The following is a 19,174-nucleotide window of genomic DNA, read 5'->3' on the forward strand; positions in this document are numbered from 1 at the left end:
GGGCGGGGCGGGCAGGTCGCCGGTGTCGAGCGCGGTCCTGACCCGGGCGACCAGCTCGGCGACGAGCCGCCCCTTCCACCGGGACCAGGCGGCCGGGCCGGTGGCCGCGGCGTCCGCCCGGACCAGGGCGTGCAGCAGGTCGAGGGTCGCGGCGTCGCCGACGGCGGTCGCCACCGCGGAGATGGTGACCGGATCGGCGAGATCCCGCCGGGTCGCCACGTCCGGCAGCAGCAGGTGCAGCCGGACCAGCGTGCCGATCAGCGCCGCCTCCGGCTCACCCAGCCCGATCCGGGCCGCCACCGCCTCGGCGATCGGGGCGCCCACCGCACTGTGGTCGTCTGCGCCGTCGCCGGGCCCCGGGTCGGCGCCCGCGCCGGGCCCCGGGTCGGCGCCCGCGCCGGGCAGCCCCTTGCCGATGTCGTGCAGCAGCGCGGCGATCAGCAGCAGATCGGGGCGGTCCACGTCCCGGGCGTGCCGGCTCGCCTCGCAGGCGGTCTGCACCAGGTGCCGGTCGAGGGTGAACCGGTGCACCGGATTGTGCTGGGGCAGGCTCCGCAGCCGGGTCCACTCCGGCAGCCAGCGGTCGACCAGCCCGTACCGGTCGCAGGTCTCCCAGGCGGGTACCAGGCCGGGACCGGCACCGAGCAGGGTGAGCAGGGCGGTCCGAGCCTGCGCCGGCCAGGGTGCGGGCAGCGGCGGGCAGTACGCGGCCAGCCACTCGCAGGTGGCCCGCGCGATCGGCAGCCCGGTGGTCGCGGACGCGGCGGCCACCCGCAGCGCCAGGCTCGGGTCGGGACGCGCGCCGATGGCGGCGCGGGCCAGGACCAGCTCCCCGTCGTGTTCGACCACGTCCCGGGCCACCGGGCGGCGTACCGGGCGGGCGACGCCGTGCCGCGACGGGCCGGTACGCAGCCGATCGGCGGCACGGAACGCGTCGTCGAGGGCGTGGCTCACGGTCCGGGCGTCCCCGGCGACCCGACGCAGCAGCACGTCACCGTCGTGCCCGGCGTGTCCCGCTCCGGGCCGGGGCTGCCGCAGCCCGAGCCGGGCGGCCACGCCGTCGCGCTCCTGGGCGACCAGCCGGTCCACCCGGCGACCGGTCTGCTCGTGCAGGGCGTCGCGGACGTCCAGCAGCCGACGGTGGGCAGCGCGTACGGCGGGGCGCAGCGCGTCGGTGACCCCGGCGGTCGCGATGGCGCGCAGGATGCCCACGTCGCGCAGTCCCCCGGCAGCCTCCTTCACATCGCCTTCAAGCAGGAAGGCGAGCTCGCCGTGTGCCCGCCACCGAGCGGTGGTGACCTCACGGAGGCCGGGCAGTCGACGTACGGCGGTGCGCCGCCACAGCTCGGCGGCGGCGTGGACGAGGGAGTCGGCGAGCGCCGCGTCCCCGGCGACCAGGCGGGCGTCGAGCAGACCGAGGGCCACCTTGACGTCGTCCCGCGCCACCGCGAGCGCCTCGGCCACGGTACGCACCGAGTGGTCCAGCCGGAGGCCGGCGTCCCAGACGGGGTACCAGATCGAGGCGGCCAGCTCCTCGACGCCGGGGACCCCGTCGTGCAGCAGCATCAGGTCGAGGTCGCCGTGCGGGGCGCACTGCCGCCGGCCCAACCCGCCGACGGCGATCAGCGCGACCCCGGGGCGGGACGGCGACAGGGCGGAGAGGAACCGGTCGTACCCGTCGGCCCGGCCCCGGCGGGCCTGCTCGCCGATGCCGGGTACGACGACGACCCCGTCGTCCGGGCGGTCCACGCCGGCGGCGGGGGCTTCCGGCACGTCGTGCCCGGTCGACGGGGTCATCGTGGCTGTCGCTACACGGCGTCGAGGCCGCGTTCGCCCGTGCGTACCCGGACGACCTCGTCGACCGAGGTCACCCAGACCTTCCCGTCGCCGATCTTGCCGGTGCGCGCGGCGCCGACGATCGCGTCGACGATCTTCTCGACGTCGATCTCATCGGTGAGCACCTCGACGCGGATCTTCGGTAGGAACTCGACCGTGTACTCGGCACCCCGGTAGACCTCGGTGTGCCCCTTCTGGCGGCCGTACCCCTGGACCTCGCTGACGGTCAGCCCGGCCACGCCGAGGGCGTGCAGGGCCTCCTTCACCGCGTCCAGCTGGTACGGCTTGATGACCGCGGTCACCAGCTTCATGTCCAACCCCTCCATCCGAAAACGTTAACCGGCGACCTTCTCGGTGATCGGCGCGGCGGTCTCGCCGGCCGGCTTGCCGCCCGCCGGGGGCGCTCCGATGCCGGCCATCGCGAACGCGCCGCCGCTGCCGCCGGCCGGGGAGAGGTCGTACGCGCTCTCCGCGTGCTCGGCGATGTCGATGCCGTCGGCCTCGGCCTCGGCGGGGAGCCGGAACCCGACGGTCTTCTCGATCAGGAGGGCCAGTGCGTAGGCGATCACGAAGGAGATCACGGTGACGATCAGCGCGCTCAGCGCCTGCACGCCGAGCTGGGTCACCCCACCGCCGTAGAAGAGCCCCTCGCGGGAGACGAGGGAGCTGACCGAGCCGGTGCCGAAGAGCCCGATCCAGAGGCAGCCGATCCAGCCCCCGACGAAGTGCACGCCGACCACGTCGAGCGAGTCGTCGTAGCCGAGCTTGTACTTCAGGCCGATGGCGAGGGCGCAGACCGCGCCGGCCACGAGACCGAGCAGGACGGCGGCCCAGGGCGCGACGAAGGCGCAGGCCGGCGTGATCGCGACCAGTCCGGCGATCGCGCCGGAGGAGGCCCCGACCAGCGTCGCCTTGCCGTTGCGCAGCCACTCCACGACGATCCAGCCGAGGACGGCGGCGCCGGTGGCCACCTGGGTGTTGAGGAAGGCGATGGCGGTGGTCGAGTCGGCGGTCAGCTCCGAACCGGCGTTGAAGCCGAACCAGCCGAACCAGAGCAGGCCGGCGCCGAGCGCGACCATCGGTACGTTGTGCGGCTTCATGGCGTCGCGGGGCCAGCCGACCCGCTTGCCGAGCACCAGCGCCAGGGCGAGCGCGGCCGCGCCCGCGTTGATGTGGACCGCGGTGCCGCCGGCGAAGTCGAGCGCGCCGAGCTTCGCGCCGATGAAGCCACCGCCCCAGACCATGTGCGCGACCGGGAAGTAGACGAGCGTCGCCCAGCCGAAGGCGAACAGCAGCCAGCCGGAGAACTTCGCCCGGTCGGAGATGGCGCCGCTGATCAGCGCGACCGTGATGATCGCGAACATCATCTGGAAGGCCATGAAGACGTAGAGCGGGATGCCGGTCTCACCCCACAGGTCGGTCTCCGCCATGAACGTCTTGGTGCCGAGGTACTGGCCCAGGTCGCCCCAGACGCCGTTCTGGTCGTCGCCGAAGGCGACGGAGAAGCCGTAGAACAACCAGAGGATGGAGATGAGCCCCATCGACGAGAAGCTCATCATCATCATGTTCAGGACGCCCTTGGACCGGTTCAGCCCGCCGTAGAACAGCGCCAGACCCGGCGTCATGAGCAGCACGATCGCGCTCGAGATCAGCAACCACGCGGTGTTGCCGGTGTCGATCGTCGGTGCATCAGGCACGCTGGCCTCCTATAGGTGGAATTCCCTCCTTCGCGGCTTCCGGGGCAGCGTCGCCCGTACGCCGGCTGCGGGAAGCCTGGCCGCCTGCTGTTTCACCTGGAGGCTCCGACGGGTTTCCGTTCCGTGACGGGTTGTTTCGGACGTGTGACGGCAGGTGGCCGCCCAGGAGCCGTGGGCGGTGCCGGATCGCCGGAGAAACCGACGCGCGGCCGGGCGGCACCCCACCGGTGAGGCGCGGCCGCGCGTCGGTCAGCGCAGCGCGTCCTCCAGGACGTGCCGCTCGTAGTCGAGCAGCCGCAGGTCCCGCATCGGCCGGCGCAGGTGCCCCTTGTGCACGATGCGTACGAACGCCGGGTCCCCGGCGGCAGCCATCCGTCGGATGCCCTCCACATGGTCGACGATCCGCTTGCGGATGGTGCGGATCAGCCGGTGCCGGTCGCGGGGGATCAACCCGTACGCGTCGGCGAAGAGGCGCAGCCGGCGCGGCCGGTCGGGATGCTTCCAACCCAGCGTGATGGAGTCCCGGTCGGCGAAGATGGGCACCCACGTCCACGCCGCGTACGCCACGTCGTAGATCCGGGCGCCCGGCGAGGCCAGGTCGAAGTCGATCAGGCCGAGCGTGCCGTCCGGTCGCCAGATGACGTTGTGCGGCGCGGCGTCGTGGTGGCAGATCACCTCGGTGTCCGGCGGCGGTGGCCCGAACGAGCGCCACACCGCGTTCGGCGGGGGCACGAAGCCGTACTGGGCGTCGTGGAACATCCGCAGCATGGTCGCGACCGTCACCAGCGCCTCGTCGGTCACCCAGTGCCGGGCGAGCGGGTACTCCCCGCACTCCCCCTCCAGGTACGACAGCACCTCCCGGTTGCGCTCGTCCATGCCGAGCGCGCGGGGGGCCCCGGTGAACCCGACGTACTCCAGGTGACGCAGCAGCGCGTGCACCGAGGGGGTCCACGGCCCGGCGTTGCGCCGTACCGTGTCACCGACCCGGACGACGGTGCTCACGTTCCCGCCGTGCAGCGGGATCTCCTGTGACGTCACGTACGGTCTCCCCAGGCGTCGCGAGGAGTGGCTCGGGTCGCGCCAGTCCAGGTATCCGCGATCGTCAGTGCCCACCGAGCCTACGCGTCCCGTGCGGCGGGCTCGGTGCCCAGAAGCGCGTCGACGAACTGGGCCGGGTCGAACGGCGCCAGGTCGTCGGGCCCCTCGCCGAGGCCGACCAGCTTCACCGGGATGCCGAGCTTGCGCTGCACGGCGATCACGATGCCGCCCTTGGCGGTGCCGTCGAGCTTGGTGAGCACCACGCCGGTCACGTTGACCACCTCGGTGAAGACCCGGGCCTGCTCCAGGCCGTTCTGGCCGGTGGTGGCGTCCAGGATGAGGATCGTCTCGTCGATCGGGCCGTGCCGCTCCACCACCCGCTTGACCTTGCCGAGCTCGTCCATGAGGCCGACCTTGTTCTGCAGGCGACCGGCGGTGTCGATAAGCACGGTGTCCACGCCGGTGTCGATGCCCCGCCGGACCGCGTCGAAGGCGACGCTCGCCGGGTCGGCGGCCTCCGCGCCGCGGACGGTCTCGGCGCCCACTCGACCGCCCCACGTCTCCAGCTGGTCGGCGGCGGCGGCCCGGAAGGTGTCGGCCGCGCCGAGCAGCACGCTGCGACCGTCGGCGACCAGCACCCGGGCGATCTTGCCGCAGGTGGTGGTCTTGCCGGCGCCGTTGACGCCGACCACCATCACCACCGCCGGCACGCCGTCCTTGCGGGCGGTCTTCAGCGCGCGGTCCAGGGTCGGGTCGAGCGCGTTGACCAGCTCGGCGGCGAGCAGCGTACGCAGTTCACCGACGGTGCGGGTGCCCAGCACCCGGGTGCGCTCGCGCAGCCGGTCGACGATCTCGCGGGTGGCGTCGACGCCGACGTCGGCGGTGATCAGGCTGTCCTCGATCTCCTCCCAGGTGTCCTCGTCGAGGTGGTCCCGGCTGAGCAGGCCGAGCAGCCCCTTGCCGAAGACGGTCTGCGAGCGGGACAGGCGGGTGCGTAGCCGGACCAGACGGCCGGCGGTCGGCTCCGGGACCTCCAGCACCGGGGCCGGCGCCTCCACGACGGGCGGCGCCTCGACGAGCACCCCGGTGGCGAGGTCCGACTCGGGGGCCTCGACCGGTGGGCCGGCCAGATCCTCCTGCGCCCTTGTGTCGATCTCCGTCGTCGGCAGCGGTGGCTCCGGGCGGCGGCGCAGGCGCGGCACGACCAACCCGAGCGCGCCGAGGATCAGCACACCGAGCAGGGCGAGTGCGATGAGGAGGTAATCCGTCATGCCGAAATCCTGTCAGATGCCGGCGGCGGCGTCCCAGCCACCGCACCCGGGGCTCGTCCGGTCGCGCCGGTAGTCTCGGTCACAACCAGCAGTGGTGCGTCCGTTGGCCGGGTAGGGAAAGATGAAGCCCGCTCACCCCGGAGGTCCCCGCCATGCCTGCCGCCCACCTACTCGTCGGCCCGCTGCTGCGCCGGGTGGTCGGGACGCGCGCCACCGTCTGGGTCGAGACCGCCGCGCCCGCCGTGGTCACCGTCCGCGCCGCCGACGGCGCCACCGGCGGTGCGCACACCTTCACGGCGTACGACCACCACTACGCGCTCGTGATCGTCGAGGGGCTGCGCCCGGACAGCGCCACCAGCTACGAGGTGCTGGTGGACGACGAGGTGGTGTGGCCGGTGCCCGGGTCCGGGTTCCCGGCGAGCGTGATCCGCACCCGGGCCGCCGACGACCGGGACCAGCCGGTCAGGTTGCTCTTCGGTTCCTGCCGGGAGACCACCCAGCACGCCACCGCCCGAAAGCTGCCGCCGGACGCGCTGGACGCCTACGCCCGGCGCCTGATGGCCGGCTTCGAGCCGGCCGCGCTGCCCGACCTGCTGGTGCTCCTCGGCGACCAGGTCTACGCGGACGAGACCTCGCCGACGGTGCGCCGGCTGCTCAGGCGGCGTCGCCGGCGTCCGCGCGGCGCTCCGGCGAACCAGGTGGTCAGCTTCGACGAGTACACCAAGCTCTATCTGGAGTCCTGGCACGACCCGGAGATCCGCTGGCTGCTCTCCACCGTGCCGAGCGTCATGATCTTCGACGACCACGAGATCATCGACGACTGGAACACCTCGGCGGCCTGGCGGGCCGACGCCCGGCGGCAGCCGTGGTGGGCCGAGCGGATCGGCAGCGGGCTCGCCTCGTACTGGGTCTACCAGCACCTCGGTAACCTCTCGCCCGAGGAGATCGCCGCCGACCCGCTCTTCGCCAAGATCACGACAGCGGAGGACGCCACCGACCTGCTACGTGAGTTCGGCGAGCGGGTCGACAAGGAGTCCGACCTCGCCCACGACACCGAGCGCTGGCGCGCGGTGCAGTACCAGTGGAGCTACGCGCTCGACCTGGGGCGGACCCGGCTGGTGATGCTGGACAACCGGTGCAGCCGGGTGCTCGACCCGGACAACCGGGCGATGCTGCCGCCGGGCGAGTGGGCCTGGTTCCTCGACCAGGCGCACGGCGTCTACGACCACCTGCTCGTCGGCGCGTCGCTGCCCTGGCTGCTGCCGCCGGGCATCCACCACGTCGAGGCGTGGAACGAGAAGCTGGCCGACTCCCGGCGGCCCTGGCTGGCCGGTCTCTCCGAGAAGCTGCGCCGCGGACTCGACCTGGAGCACTGGTCGGCGTTCCGCCGGTCGTTCGAGGCCCTCGCGGCGACGTTCGCCCGGATCGGCAGCGGCACTCCGGGCCGCACCGGTGACCGGGTGGGCGCCGGGCCGGCGTACGCCCCGCCCGCGTCGATCAGCGTGCTCTCCGGTGACGTGCACCATTCGTACGTGGCGCGGGCCCGGTTCGACGATCCGGCGGTGACCACGCCGGTGCACCAGCTCACCTGCTCCCCGATCCACAACCAGGTGCCGGCGGCGATGCGCCCGTTGATGCGGCTCGGCTGGTCGCCCGGCCCGGCCGGGGCGACCTGGGCGCTGGCGCGCTCGGCCGGGGTGCGTAGCCCCGGCGTGCGCTGGCGGAAGCTGGCCGGCCCGTACTTCGGCAACGCCATCGCCACCCTCGTGCACCGGGGGCGCGAGGCCGAGGTGACCATCGAGGGCACGACGAGCGACGGGCACCTGCGACCGGTCATGCGTCAGCGGCTCACCGACACGACCTGACCGCGACCCCGTACCCTCTAGGCCGTGGACGAGCACGCGGAGACGCTGCGAGCGGTCGAGCACGAGCTGACCGCGTTACTGCGGCGCGGCCGGGCGGTCTCCTGGGAGGTCGCCCGCGAGGTGCACCAGAACCTCGAACCGAACGCGTACGGGTTGCTGCTCTGGTTGCGCCGGTACGACTCGGTCCGGCTCACCGACCTGGCCGGTCGGCTCCGCATCGGCAAGGGCACGTTGAGCCGGCAGATCCGCGCGCTGGAGGAGCTGGGGCTGGTCCGCCGTACGCCCGATCCGACCGACCGCCGCGCGTCCCAGCTGAGCCTGACCGAGGAGGGTCAGCGGCGTTTCGACGCGGCGCGGGCCGCGCGGATGGATCACATCCGGCGTGTCCTGGACAGCTGGCCGGCGCAGGACGTGGCGGAGTTCGCCCGCCTGCTCGACAAGTTCAACAACGCCTGGTCCTGACCGGAGCGGGAATATCGGATACGCCCAGATTGCTTGTTGCTTCAGGCAACCAAAAGTTGCCCCAGGCAACTCCCAGGCACGCCGCCACCGGCCGCCGGGCGTCGCCCTCCGCATCCCTCGTACCCCGGAGGCCGCACAGATGAGCCAGGCGACAGCGCCCCCCGCGCCGACCGCCCTGAACATGTCCCACCGCCAGATCCTGCAGGCCCTCTCCGGCCTGCTCCTGGGCATGTTCGTCGCGATCCTCTCCTCGACGGTCGTCTCGAACGCGCTGCCGCGGATCATCACCGACCTGGGCGGCGGACAGTCCGCGTACACCTGGGTGATCACCGCCGCGCTGCTCGCGACCACGGCAACGACCCCGATCTGGGGCAAACTGGCCGATCTGACCAGTAAGAAGGCCCTCGTCCAGATCGCCCTGCTGATCTACGTGCTCGGCTCGGTGCTCGCCGGCGCCGCACAGGGCACGGGTGAACTGATCGCCTGCCGGGTGCTGCAGGGCGTGGGCGCCGGTGGCCTCACCGCCCTCGCCCAGGTGATCATGGCGACGATCATCGCGCCCCGCGAACGGGGCCGGTACAGCGGCTACCTCGGCGCCGTCATGGCCGTGGGCACGATCGGCGGCCCGCTCGTGGGCGGCGTGATCGTCGACACCTCGTGGCTCGGCTGGCGCTGGTGCTTCTACGTCGGCGTCCCGTTCGCGGTGGCCGCCCTCGTCGTCCTGCAGAAGACGCTGCGGCTGCCCGTGGTGAAGCGCAGGGCACAGATCGACTGGTGGGGCGCCACGCTGATCACCGCCGCCGTCTCGGTGCTGCTGATCTGGGTCTCCCTCGCCGGTGACCAGTTCGCGTGGGCGTCCTGGGCGACCGTGGCGATGGTGGGCGGCGCGCTGCTGCTCGGCGCGCTCGCGATCCGGATCGAGACCCGGGCCGCCGAACCGATGATCCCGCCGCGCCTCTTCCGGTCCCGGACCATCGCCCTGGCCACCGTCGCCAGCGTCGCGGTCGGTGTCGGAATGTTCGGCGCCTCCGTCTTCCTCGGCCAGTACTTCCAGCTCAGCCGCGGCGAGAGCCCGACCATGGCCGGCCTGATGACGCTGCCGATGATCCTCGGCCTGGTGGTCTCCTCCACGCTCTCCGGCCGGGTGATCAGCCGGACCGGCCGCTGGAAGCGGTACCTGGTCGCCGGCTCGGCGCTGCTCACCGCCGGATTCGCGCTGCTCGGCACGCTCCGCGCCGACACGAACTTCGCGCTGCTCAGCTGCTACATGGCGCTGGTCGGCATCGGGCTGGGCATGACCATGCAGAACCTGGTGCTGGCCGTGCAGAACACCGTCAGTCCGCGGGAGCTCGGCGCGGCGAGCAGCGTGGTGGCGTTCTTCCGCAGCCTCGGTGGCGCCGTCGGGGTCTCCGCGCTCGGCGCGGTCCTCGCCCACAAGGTCAAGGACTACCTGGCCGACGGGCTCGCCCGGCTCGGCGTCCCGGCCACCGGCACCGGGGGCGGCGTCCTGCCGGACCTGCACACGCTGCCCGCCCCGATCCGGACAGTCGTGGAGAGCGCGTACGGCCACGGCGCCGGCGACATATTCCTCGCCGCCGCACCGTTCACGCTGCTCGCGCTGATCGCCGTGAGCTTCATCAAAGAGGTGCCCCTGCGGCGGCACAACGACGACGTGCCGAACGTTGACACCGGGAGGAAACTGGCGGTGGCCACCGCCGCGCGTACCGACGAGCAGAGGTGAGGGAGAGGTCATGAGCGTCGGAGCCCCCGACCGTGAGCAGTACGGCCCGCAGGCCCAGCCCCGGCCGTTCGAACGCGGCACCGACGGCCCGCGGGTGGTGCTGGTCGGCGTCGACGGCACCCGCACCTCGGAGCGGGCCGGCTGGTACGCGGCCGGCCTGGCCCGCCGGCAGGGAGCGTCGCTGGTGGTGGTCTTCGTCAACGCCCCGAACGGCCTGGTCGCCATGATGCCCGGCGTGGACGCCGCCGCCGTGCAGCGCACCCAGGACGAGCTGACCGCGGAGCTGCGCAAGGACATCAAGCGCGCGGCGCACGAGTTCGGCCTGCCCATCACCTTCGAGTGCCGGCGCGGTGACCCGTACACCGAGCTGCGCGACGCCGCCGACGAGTTCCGGGCCGACATGGTCGTCGTCGGCGCGTCCGAGCAGGCCGGCCACCGGCTGGTCGGCTCGGTCGCCACCCGGCTGGTCCGCACCGGTCGCTGGCCGGTCGTCGTGGTGCCCTGACGAAACCCGCTCGCCGCTCGACGGAGGCGCCGGGAAGGATGCCGGCATGACGTGGAGAGCACCGGACGTGGTCCGGACCCCTGAGATCACCGTCGGCGACGAGCGCGCCATGCTCGAGAGCTGGCTCGACTACCACCGGCAGACGCTACTGCTCAAGTGCGCGGGGCTGACCGCCGAGCAACTGCGCACGCCCAGCGTCGAGCCCTCCGGGCTGACCCTGCTGGGGCTGGTCCGCCACCTCGCCGAGGTGGAGGCCTGGTGGTTCCGGGAGAACTTCGCCGGCCAGCAGGTCGACTACCCCTACTTCACCCCGGAGAACCCGGACGCCGACCACGATGTCAGCCACGCCGACGCCGAGGCCGACCTCGGCACGTTCCGGCGGGAGGTCGAGCTGGCGCGGGCCGCCGTGGTCGGCCGGTCGCTCGACGAGACCTTCACCGAGGTGGGTGCGAAGCAGCGCACCTTCAACCTGCGCTGGGTCTACCTGCACATGATCGAGGAGTACGCCCGGCACAACGGGCACGCCGACCTGATCCGCGAGCGGATCGACGGCGTCACCGGCGACTGACCCCGGCGGTCACCGAGGCCGGCCGGCCCGCAGCAGCTGCTCGCCCAGCGGGGTGAGCGCGTGGCGGACAGTGACCCCGTCGCGGTGCGACGTGATCAGGCCGGCCGCCCGCAGCGTCGACGTGTGCTGGCTGGCCGAGGCGACCGAGATGTCGAGCGCCCGGGCGATCTGCGAGGTGCTGGGCCCGTCGACGGCTAGGCCCAGCACCGCGGCCCGGGTGCGCCCAAGCAGGTTCGCCAGAGGTTCACTGCTGGCCGGCTCGCGACGGGGCGGGCGCACCGGGTACGCAAGGATGAGCGGACCCCCCGGATCGTCGAGGACGCTCGGATGCGGCAGGAAGTAGCTCGGGACGAGCGTCACGCCGCGGCCGTCCGGCACCACATCCCACTCGACGCCGGACGCGCACCGGTACGACAGCTCATACCTGACCCCGGCGGACCGCCACGACAGGTAGGGGCCGAGGTTACGCAGAACCCCGTCGATCCCGGTCTCGGCCAAGGCCTGCGCCCGGACGGTTCGCTCGGCCTGCACGGCACCCGAGAGTGTCGTCCAGTACGGCGCCACCGCCACCTCGTGGAAGGCCCGCATCGCCGCCAGCAGGCCCTCCCGAGCCGCCGGCTCCGCCCTGGCCAGGGCGCCGACCCGGGCCGACAGGTCACCGGCCTCGACGCGGGGGCCAAGTTCCATCGCAAGCCGAGCCGGCGGTGTCTCTTCCAGGTCGCGCAGCGCGACGTGGAACACGCTGCCGAGGCTCGGTGGAGTGATGAAATCCGGCAGCCACCCCGGTAAGCGGCACAGGTCGAGGTAGGGACGCATGCAGGGGCGGAGCGCAGCACGGGTCCGCGCCCGCCACCGCACGAGGTGCTCCGGCACGCTCGGCTGGAGCAGGCGTTGGCCTGCGGCGGCCAGCTCTAGCAGCACCGACGGCGCGGACCGTACCGTGGTTCGGCTGACGTCCGCCGCGTTCAGGTGCAGGGTCACCATGGCGCAGACCGTAGCGACCTTCAGCCTGGACCGAAAGGGTGTGGTGACGAGGGCACGGCGCACCCATCCTCCCCGCATGAGCAACCTCGTCGCGGCGGTCACCGCCGCCCTCAGCCTCCTGACCGTCACGATCGGACATTCCGTCGACGCCCTCGACCGACACCCGGACACCTACGTCGTCTCCCGAGAGGAGGGCGTGCTGCCCGAGGGCATCACGGTCACTGCCGAGGGCGTCATGTACGTCACCAGCGCCGCCACCGGGGCGGTCTATCGGGGCCACGTCCGCCGACCGGAGCTGCGACCGTTCCTAGCGGCCGGCTCGGACGGTCGTACCAGCGCCGCCGGGATCCACACGGACCGACGCGGCCGGCTGTACATCGCGGGCTGGGACACCGGCACCCTCTTCATGTACACCCCGGACGGCGTGCTGCTGGCCCGCCGGGTGGCCCCCGCCGGTGCCGCGCTCAACGACCTGACGGTCACCGACGACGCCGTCTACGTCACCGACTCGGCCACCGGGACCGTGTGGCGCGCAGCCGTCGACGGCACCAGGGTCGGCAACCTCACCCCGTGGCTCACCGCGCGCGACCTTCCCACCACCCCCGGCTTTCTGAACGGCATCGTGGCCACGCCGGACGGTCGACTCGCCCTCGTCGCCGACCAGGGCACGGGTGATCCCGGCACCGAACGCCTCTACCGGGTGGACCTGCGACGGCGTACGGCCACTGTCGTCGACGTGCGCGGCGGTCAACTGGGCGCCGACGGCCTGCTGCTGCACGGGGACCGGCTGTACGGGGTGGTGAACTTCCCCGACGGGCAGGGCGGTTGGCGCTTCGCCGTGAACGTGGCGGTCCTCGACGCCGGCAGGCGCCTCGCCCGGGTGGTCGGTCAGTCTCGGCCCGCGCCGTTGGCGCAGTCGCCCACCACCCTGGCCCGGCACGGGGGTCGCCTGCTCTGGGTCAACAGCCAGCTCAACGCCGCCGTGCCCACACCACCGTTCACCGTGACCGAGGTGCCGGGACTGTGCTGATCCGGGCGGGCCGGAACCGCCTCAACGGTCCGCTCAGAACGCCAGCGCGGCCCGCAGGTAGCGCAGGTCGCCGGGGCCGGTCCAGCGGTGCGCGGAGAGCCCCGCCGCCCGGGCACCCCGCACCGACCAGTCCTCGTCGTCGACGAAGAGCACCCGATCGGGCGGGGTGGCGACGGCCTGGCAGGCGGCCTGGAAGTACTCCTTCGCCGGCTTGTTCACCCCGAGCCGGTACGAACTGATCACCGCGTCGAACTCGCCGGTCAGCTCGAGCGCGGCCAGGTCCTCCTCCAGCCGGTCGGTGGCGTTGGTGGCCAGGCCGACCCGGATGCCGCCGGCCCGCGCTTCGCGGACGAGTTCGAGCACCTCGGTGTCGACCTCGCCCCGGTAGCTCTGCCACTCCTCGACCGCGGCCCGGGCGCGCTCCGCGCCGCCGGCGGGCTCCGTCAGCGCGTCGACCACGCTGGTCATCCAGTCCGCGTGGCTGACCTGCCCGGTGAGCACCGGCTGGAGCCGCCCCCACTGCATCGCGATCTCGACGAGCACCCCCGCGGCCAGGCCGTAGCGCCGCTCCACCCCGGCGGCGACCGCCGGATCCCAGCGCCGCAGTACGCCGTCGAAATCCACCAGGAGCGCCCTCGCGCGTTCCCGACTCACCCGTTCTTCTCCTGCCCGTCATCGGCCCGGTTGAGCCGCTGGCTGATCACCTGGGTCACCCCGCCGCGCATGGTCACCCCGTAGAGCGCGTCGGCGATCTCCATGGTCCGCTTCTGGTGCGTGATCACGATCAGCTGGCTCTTCTCCCGCAGCTGGGCGAGGAGCGTGATCAGCCGGCCGAGGTTCACGTCGTCGAGGGCGGCCTCCACCTCGTCCATGATGTAGAACGGGCTGGGCCGGGCCCGGAAGATCGCCACGAGCATGGCCACCGCGGTCAGCGACCGCTCCCCGCCGGAGAGCAGCGACAGCCGCTTGATCTTCTTGCCCGGCGGCCGGGCCTCCACCTCCACACCGGTGGTGAGCAGATCCTCCGGGTCGGTGAGCACCAGCCGTCCCTCGCCGCCGGGGAAGAGTACCTCGAAGACCTGCTCGAACTCCCGGGCGGTGTCGGCGAAGGCGTCGGCGAAGACCTCCAGGATCCGGTCGTCGACGTCCTTGACCACGGTGAGCAGGTCCCGGCGGGTCGCCTTGAGGTCCTCCAACTGCTCGGAGAGGAACTTGTAGCGCTCCTCCAGCGCCGCGAACTCCTCCAGCGCCAGCGGGTTCACCTTGCCGAGCAGGGCCAGTTCGCGCTCCGCCTTGGCGGCCCGCTTCTCCTGCACCGGCCGCTCGTAGCGGACCGGCTCCGGCACCGGCAGGCCGTCCCGCTCGGCGGCGGCGACATCGGCCTGGGTCGGCGGCACGAGCTGACCCGGCCCGTACTCGGCGACCAGGGTCTCCACGTCCAGGCCGAAGTCCTCCGCCGCCTTCGCCTCCAGCTGCTCGATGCGCAGCCGCTGCTCGGCGCGGGCCACCTCGTCCCGGTGCACCTGGCTCGTCAACCGCTCCAACTCCGCGCCGAGCCGCTTGGCCGCGCCGCGTACCTCCTGGAGCTCCGCCTCCCGGGCGGCCCGCTCCCGCGCCACCTCGTCGCGTCGCTCCTCGGCCGCGGCGATCGAGGTGGTCAGGCGGACGAGCGCCTCGCGCGCGCCCCCGGCGACCGCCCGGGCGATCGCCGCGCCCCGGGTCCGTGCGGCCCGCCGGGCCGCGGCCCGCTCCCGCGCCGCCCGCTCCGCGTTGGCCTGCCGGTGCAGCGAGTCGGCCCGGCCGGCGATGGAGGCGACCCGCTCCTCGGCGGTACGCACCGCCAGGCGGACCTCCATCTCGTTCTGCCGGGCCCGCGGCACCATCGCGGCGAGCTGGTCCCGCTCGTCGGTGGAGGGCTCGGCGTCGATCGGCGTCTCCTCGGCCAGCCGGAGCCGCTCCTCCAGCTCCGCCAGGGCCAGCAGGTCCCGCTCCCGGGCCGCCTCGGCGCGGGCACGGGACTCGCCGAGCCGGTCGCACTCCGCCTTCGCCGAACGGGCTGCCGCGCCCAGCTCGGCCAGCCGCCGCGCGGCGGCGTTGCGGTGGCTCTCCGCCTCCCGCTTGGCGGCGGCGGCGTGCTGCACCACCTCCTTGGCGGCGGCCACCTCGGTCCGCGCCTCGACGAGTTGCTCCCGCAGCTCGGCCGCGGAGCGTTCGGCCACCGTCCGGTTCGCCCGCGCCTCCTCGACGGCGGCCTGCACCTCGATGTAGCTGGGCGCCTTGGCCGACCCGCCGGCCGCCGCGTACGCCCCGATCACGTCGCCGTCGGGGGTCACCGCGCGCAGCTCCGGGTTCTCGCCGACCAGCTCGGCGGCGGCGGCGAGGTCGTCGACGAGCACCACGTCGCGCAGTGCGCGGTGCACCGCGGGCCGGAGCTGTTCGGCGCACTCGACCAGGTCCGGGGCCCAGTGCGCACCGTCGGGCAGCTTCGGGCGCAGCGCGTCCGCCGAACCGTCCATGCCCGGACCGGCGGGGCTGCCGACCAGCAGGCCGGCCCGGCCGGCGTCGGAGATCTTCAGCAGCCGCATCGCCTCGACGGCCTCGTCGACGCCGGTCATCGCGACCGCGTCGGCCAGGCCACCCAGCGCGGCGGCGAGCGCCGCCTCGTGCCCCGGCGCGACGGTGAGCAGCCCGGAGAGGCTGCCGAGCAGGCCCGGCACCTCGCCGGCCCGGGCGAGCAGGGCGCCTGCGCCGTCCTTGCGGCGCAGGCCGAGAGCGAGGGCCTCCTCCCGCGCCTTCCAGGTGGCGGCGTCCTTCTCCGTGGCACGCTCGGCGTCGGCGAGGGAGCGGACGGTCGCCTGGACCCGCTCGTGGGCGGCCACCGCCTCGGCGTGCCGCTCGTCGAGCTCAGCGTTGTCCCGGTCCGCCTCGGTGGACTGGGCGGCCACCGCGTCCAGGTCGGCCTGGGCCTTCTCGGCCCGGCCGAGCGCGTCGGCGTGGGCGGTGGCGAGCCGTTCGATCTCCTCGCCGGCGCTGGTCGTCCGGGCCCGGGCGGAGTTGACCTGGCCGGTGAGTCGGGCCAGTCCCTCCCGCCGATCCGCGATCGCCTTGGCGGCCGCGACCAGTTCGCGCTCGGCGGCGGCGAGCTGCCGCTCCAGTTCCTGCCGGTGTTCGACCGCCTCGGCGAGCCGGATCTGGTCGTCGGTGAGCGCCGCGCGCAGCTCCTCCTCCTGCTCGCGTACCCGCTCCGCCTCCGCTTCGAGCTGGTCCGGGTCGCGACCGGGGCGCTCGTCGTCCGGGGTGGCGCTCAGGTGCCGCAGCCGCTCCAGCGCCAGCTGCTCGATCGAGCGGAACCGCTCCTGCAACGCGGAGAGCTTGTACCAGGTGTCCTGGGCGGCGGCCAGCAGCGGCGCGTCCTCGGCGAGGGCGGCCTCCAGCTCGCCGAGGCGGTGCTGCACCTCGGTGTGCTCGGCCTCGACCTGCTCGCGTCGCTCGCGTACCGCCGTCTCGTCGGCGATCTCCCGGTCCAGGGTTGTGCGGAGCGTGGCGAGGTCGTCGGCGAGCAGCCGCAGTCGGGCGTCGCGCAGGTTCGCCTGGATGGCGGCGGCGCGGCGAGCCACCTCGGCCTGCCGGCCCAGCGGCTTCAACTGGCGCCGCAGCTCGGTGGTGAGGTCGGTGAGCCGGTTGAGGTTGGTCTGCATCGCGTCGAGCTTCCGCAGCGCCTTCTCCTTGCGCTTGCGGTGCTTGAGGACGCCGGCCGCCTCCTCGATGAAGGCCCGCCGGTCCTCCGGCTTGGCGTGCAGCATGCCGTCGAGGCGGCCCTGGCCGACGATGATGTGCATCTCCCGGCCGATGCCGGAGTCGGAGAGCAGCTCCTGGATGTCGAGCAGGCGGCAGGAGTCGCCGTTGATCTCGTACTCGCTCTCGCCGGAGCGGAACATCCGGCGGGTGATGGAGACCTCGGTGTACTCGATCGGCAGAGCGCCGTCGGTGTTGTCGATGGTGAGGGTGACCTCGGCCCGGCCCAGCGGCGCGCGACCCGCGGTGCCGGCGAAGATGACGTCCTCCATCTTGCCGCCGCGCAGCGCCTTCGCGCCCTGCTCGCCGAGGACCCAGGCGATGGCGTCGACGACGTTGGACTTGCCGGAGCCGTTCGGGCCGACCACACAGGTGATCCCCGGCTCCAGCTTGAGCGTCGTGGCGGAGGCGAAGGACTTGAATCCCTTCACCGTCAGGCTCTTGAGATACACCTTCTCGATCCTCGTCCGTTGGCCGCCGTACCGTCGCCGGCTGCGCGGACCTGGTGAACTCGCAGACTAACCCGGCGAACCCGGGGCCCGGGTACGCGACCCGCCCCGTCTCCCGGGCCCGGCCCGCCGAGGGGCCGGCCGGATTCCGGTGACGGGCACGGCGTGACCGTCGCCGTCCCCCGTCCGCCGGCAAAGACAAGCGCTATTCGCACGGGCGGATTCGGCCACCGTTTCCCTGGGTGACGACTGCCACACGGACCGGAAGGAGAGCAAGATCGAAAAATGGGAGATCGGAAAGCCGCCGGAGACAAAGCTGCGCGCCGGCACAAGTCGTGTCGGCGCGCTTTTTGCGTGGTGCGATTCAGTTTTCCCGACGTGATGATCAGGTGAGCGCGGGCTCGGCGAGCCGGAGCAGATCGTCCGCCTCGTTGGCGGCGGCGGCGAGCCGATCGTTCTCGGCACGCAACCGCGTGAGCTCGAACTCCAGGGCCTGAACCCTGGCACGCAGTCGGGTGACCTCGTCGAGCAGACGCCGGTCGGGCGCTGCACCTACGTGGCCGTAGAGGGCCTTCGCCATGCTGACTCCTTGATATGCGCTGCCGGAAAGGCCGGCCAACGCGCGCCCATGTGTTCGCGACTACCATTCCAGGCTGTATCTGGGCATGGCCGGGCGCGACTGGCGACACCTATATATTGGCCGCAAAGCCCCTTGTCGTCAAGTTTTCGCAGGCCGTAGATCATCTCCACGTCGACCTGTCCACTCGCTGGGGGGCTGCCGCGAGGCACGAACACACTCTGTCCGGACTCCTTAACAGTACGCCCATGTTGTCGCCGAAGTCCGCCCCGCGACGACCGCTATCCCCTTAACTCTTTCTTAGCCACGTTGCCGCAGGTCGCGGCGCACCCGTAGCGTCAGCGCGGCCCGCAACCGACCCGTGGAGGCGACAGGCGTGTACGGCTGGACCGACCCGAACGACCCGGAGGGCGCGAAGCGGCGCCCCGAACCACCGATCGAGGAACCGGCCTGGCTGACCAACCGTCCGGCGCCCCGGTCGGCGTACCTGTTCGGCGACGACCCCGAGGGACCGGCCGCGACCTGGCACGAGCAGCCCGCCACGGAGCCCCGGAGCGACGACCGGCCGGCGACCGGGTGGCGGGACGAGCCGACCGCCGGCTGGGCGGCCGGACCGGCGTCGCGGGGCGGTCAGCCGTCGGACGCCTACCACGACCTGCCCACCGACGGCCGGGCCGAGCCCGGCACGCCCTGGTCCGGCGGCTGGTCGGCGGAGGAACCCGCCCACCGGCCGACGGAGAGCCCCGGCGGGTGGCGGCCCGCCGAGGAGACCCGTGCGAACTCGTCCGCCGACTGGGCCGGCGAGTTCCGGCCGGAGGAGCGCCCCGGCGGCCTCGCCGGCTGGTCCGCCGAGCCGAGCGGCTGGTCCGCCGAGCCGAGCGGCTGGTCCGCCGAGCCGGTGGACCGCACCGGCGGCTGGTCCTCCCCGGGGGAAGATTCGGCGTACGGCGTACGACCGCAGCGGTGGGACGCCGAACCGGCGACCGCCTCCCGATGGCCCACCGCCGACGAGACCGCCCCGCTGCATCCGATCACGGGGGACCACACCGGCGAGCGACAGCGCGACGCCGGCGGGCAGACCGGAGTCGAGGGGCGGCACCGCTCGGCCCGCCGTCTCCCCCGGGCGCTGATCATCGGCGGTGCGGCGGCGGCCGCCACCCTGGTGGTGAGCCTCGGCGTCGGCGCGCTCGCGCTGCCGGGAGGTGGCGGCGAACCGGCCGACCCGACGGCCGTGGACGACACCGTCGCCGCCGCGCCGGCCCTGCCTACCGACACGGCCCCGGCTCCGGCGACCACCTCCGCCTCGCCGACCGCCGCGCCGAGCACCCTGCGCCCCACCCCCTCGGCGAGCCGGAC

15 protein-coding genes and 1 pseudogene are annotated in these 19,174 nt (G+C 73.3%); 7 read left to right on the plus strand and 9 right to left on the minus strand.

Features of this window, described 5'->3' with window-relative positions:
• From E1211_RS19970 to ftsY, 5 genes are all read right to left on the minus strand, one after another.
• Positions 1–1,797 (minus strand): [protein-PII] uridylyltransferase (locus E1211_RS19970; protein ID WP_132350527.1); only part of this gene is annotated, 1,797 nt, incomplete at its 3' end.
• Positions 1,798–1,808: 11 nt separating this feature from the next.
• Positions 1,809–2,147, minus strand: coding sequence for a P-II family nitrogen regulator (locus E1211_RS19975; protein WP_165947298.1), 339 nt, complete (start codon positions 2,145–2,147; stop codon positions 1,809–1,811).
• 24 nt (positions 2,148–2,171) lie between these two features.
• The gene (locus E1211_RS19980) at positions 2,172–3,533 is read right to left on the minus strand and encodes an ammonium transporter (RefSeq protein WP_132350528.1); all 1,362 of its coding nucleotides are present in this window, start codon (positions 3,531–3,533) and stop codon (positions 2,172–2,174) included.
• Between the two features lie 249 nt (positions 3,534–3,782).
• Positions 3,783–4,622 carry an aminoglycoside phosphotransferase family protein gene (locus tag E1211_RS19985; RefSeq protein WP_207915439.1) on the minus strand — a complete coding sequence of 280 codons (840 nt, stop codon included), beginning with the start codon at positions 4,620–4,622 and terminating at the stop codon, positions 3,783–3,785.
• A gap of 29 nt (positions 4,623–4,651) precedes the next feature.
• Positions 4,652–5,842: a signal recognition particle-docking protein FtsY gene (gene ftsY, locus E1211_RS19990; protein ID WP_132350530.1), complete on the minus strand. Its 1,191-nt coding sequence runs from the start codon at positions 5,840–5,842 to the stop codon at positions 4,652–4,654.
• Positions 5,843–5,994: 152 nt separating this feature from the next.
• Here ftsY and E1211_RS19995 point away from each other — a divergent pair, with 152 nt between their 5' ends.
• The 5 genes from E1211_RS19995 (at position 5,995) to E1211_RS20015 (ending at position 10,983) form a co-directional block, all read left to right on the plus strand.
• Positions 5,995–7,707: an alkaline phosphatase D family protein gene (locus E1211_RS19995; protein ID WP_132350531.1), complete on the plus strand. Its 1,713-nt coding sequence runs from the start codon at positions 5,995–5,997 to the stop codon at positions 7,705–7,707.
• A gap of 24 nt (positions 7,708–7,731) precedes the next feature.
• Complete coding sequence (locus E1211_RS20000) at positions 7,732–8,169, plus strand: MarR family winged helix-turn-helix transcriptional regulator (protein WP_132350532.1); 438 nt, start codon at positions 7,732–7,734, stop codon at positions 8,167–8,169.
• Between the two features lie 139 nt (positions 8,170–8,308).
• Positions 8,309–9,910, plus strand: a complete 1,602-nt coding sequence (locus tag E1211_RS20005; protein ID WP_132350533.1) for an MDR family MFS transporter — start codon at positions 8,309–8,311, stop codon at positions 9,908–9,910.
• Between the two features lie 10 nt (positions 9,911–9,920).
• Positions 9,921–10,415, plus strand: a complete 495-nt coding sequence (locus E1211_RS20010; RefSeq protein ID WP_132350534.1) for a universal stress protein — start codon at positions 9,921–9,923, stop codon at positions 10,413–10,415.
• Positions 10,416–10,461: 46 nt separating this feature from the next.
• Positions 10,462–10,983, plus strand: coding sequence for a DinB family protein (locus E1211_RS20015; RefSeq protein ID WP_132350535.1), 522 nt, complete (start codon positions 10,462–10,464; stop codon positions 10,981–10,983).
• A gap of 9 nt (positions 10,984–10,992) precedes the next feature.
• Here the strand turns inward: E1211_RS20015 and E1211_RS20020 are convergent, their stop codons facing one another.
• Complete coding sequence (locus tag E1211_RS20020) at positions 10,993–11,967, minus strand: ArsR family transcriptional regulator (protein WP_132350536.1); 975 nt, start codon at positions 11,965–11,967, stop codon at positions 10,993–10,995.
• Between the two features lie 76 nt (positions 11,968–12,043).
• Here E1211_RS20020 and E1211_RS20025 point away from each other — a divergent pair, with 76 nt between their 5' ends.
• Positions 12,044–12,997, plus strand: coding sequence for an SMP-30/gluconolactonase/LRE family protein (locus tag E1211_RS20025; RefSeq protein ID WP_132350537.1), 954 nt, complete (start codon positions 12,044–12,046; stop codon positions 12,995–12,997).
• Between the two features lie 33 nt (positions 12,998–13,030).
• Here the strand turns inward: E1211_RS20025 and E1211_RS20030 are convergent, their stop codons facing one another.
• The 3 genes from E1211_RS20030 to E1211_RS20040 form a co-directional block, all read right to left on the minus strand.
• Positions 13,031–13,651, minus strand: a complete 621-nt coding sequence (locus E1211_RS20030) for an HAD family hydrolase (RefSeq protein WP_132350538.1) — start codon at positions 13,649–13,651, stop codon at positions 13,031–13,033.
• The gene (gene smc / locus E1211_RS20035; RefSeq protein ID WP_132350539.1) at positions 13,648–17,244 is read right to left on the minus strand and encodes a chromosome segregation protein SMC; all 3,597 of its coding nucleotides are present in this window, start codon (positions 17,242–17,244) and stop codon (positions 13,648–13,650) included. The genes E1211_RS20030 and smc overlap by 4 nt, the downstream gene beginning before the upstream one ends.
• Before the next feature lie 382 nt (positions 17,245–17,626).
• Positions 17,627–17,821: a hypothetical protein gene (locus E1211_RS20040; RefSeq protein WP_076470495.1), complete on the minus strand. Its 195-nt coding sequence runs from the start codon at positions 17,819–17,821 to the stop codon at positions 17,627–17,629.
• A 373-nt stretch (positions 17,822–18,194) separates the two neighbouring features.
• Between E1211_RS20040 and E1211_RS20045 the strand changes: the two are divergent.
• Positions 18,195–19,174: pseudogene (locus tag E1211_RS20045) on the plus strand (hypothetical protein); the annotation flags it as partial.

It is taken from the genome of Micromonospora sp. 15K316 (genome assembly GCF_004348525.1).
Classification (GTDB): Bacteria; Actinomycetota; Actinomycetes; order Mycobacteriales; family Micromonosporaceae; genus Micromonospora.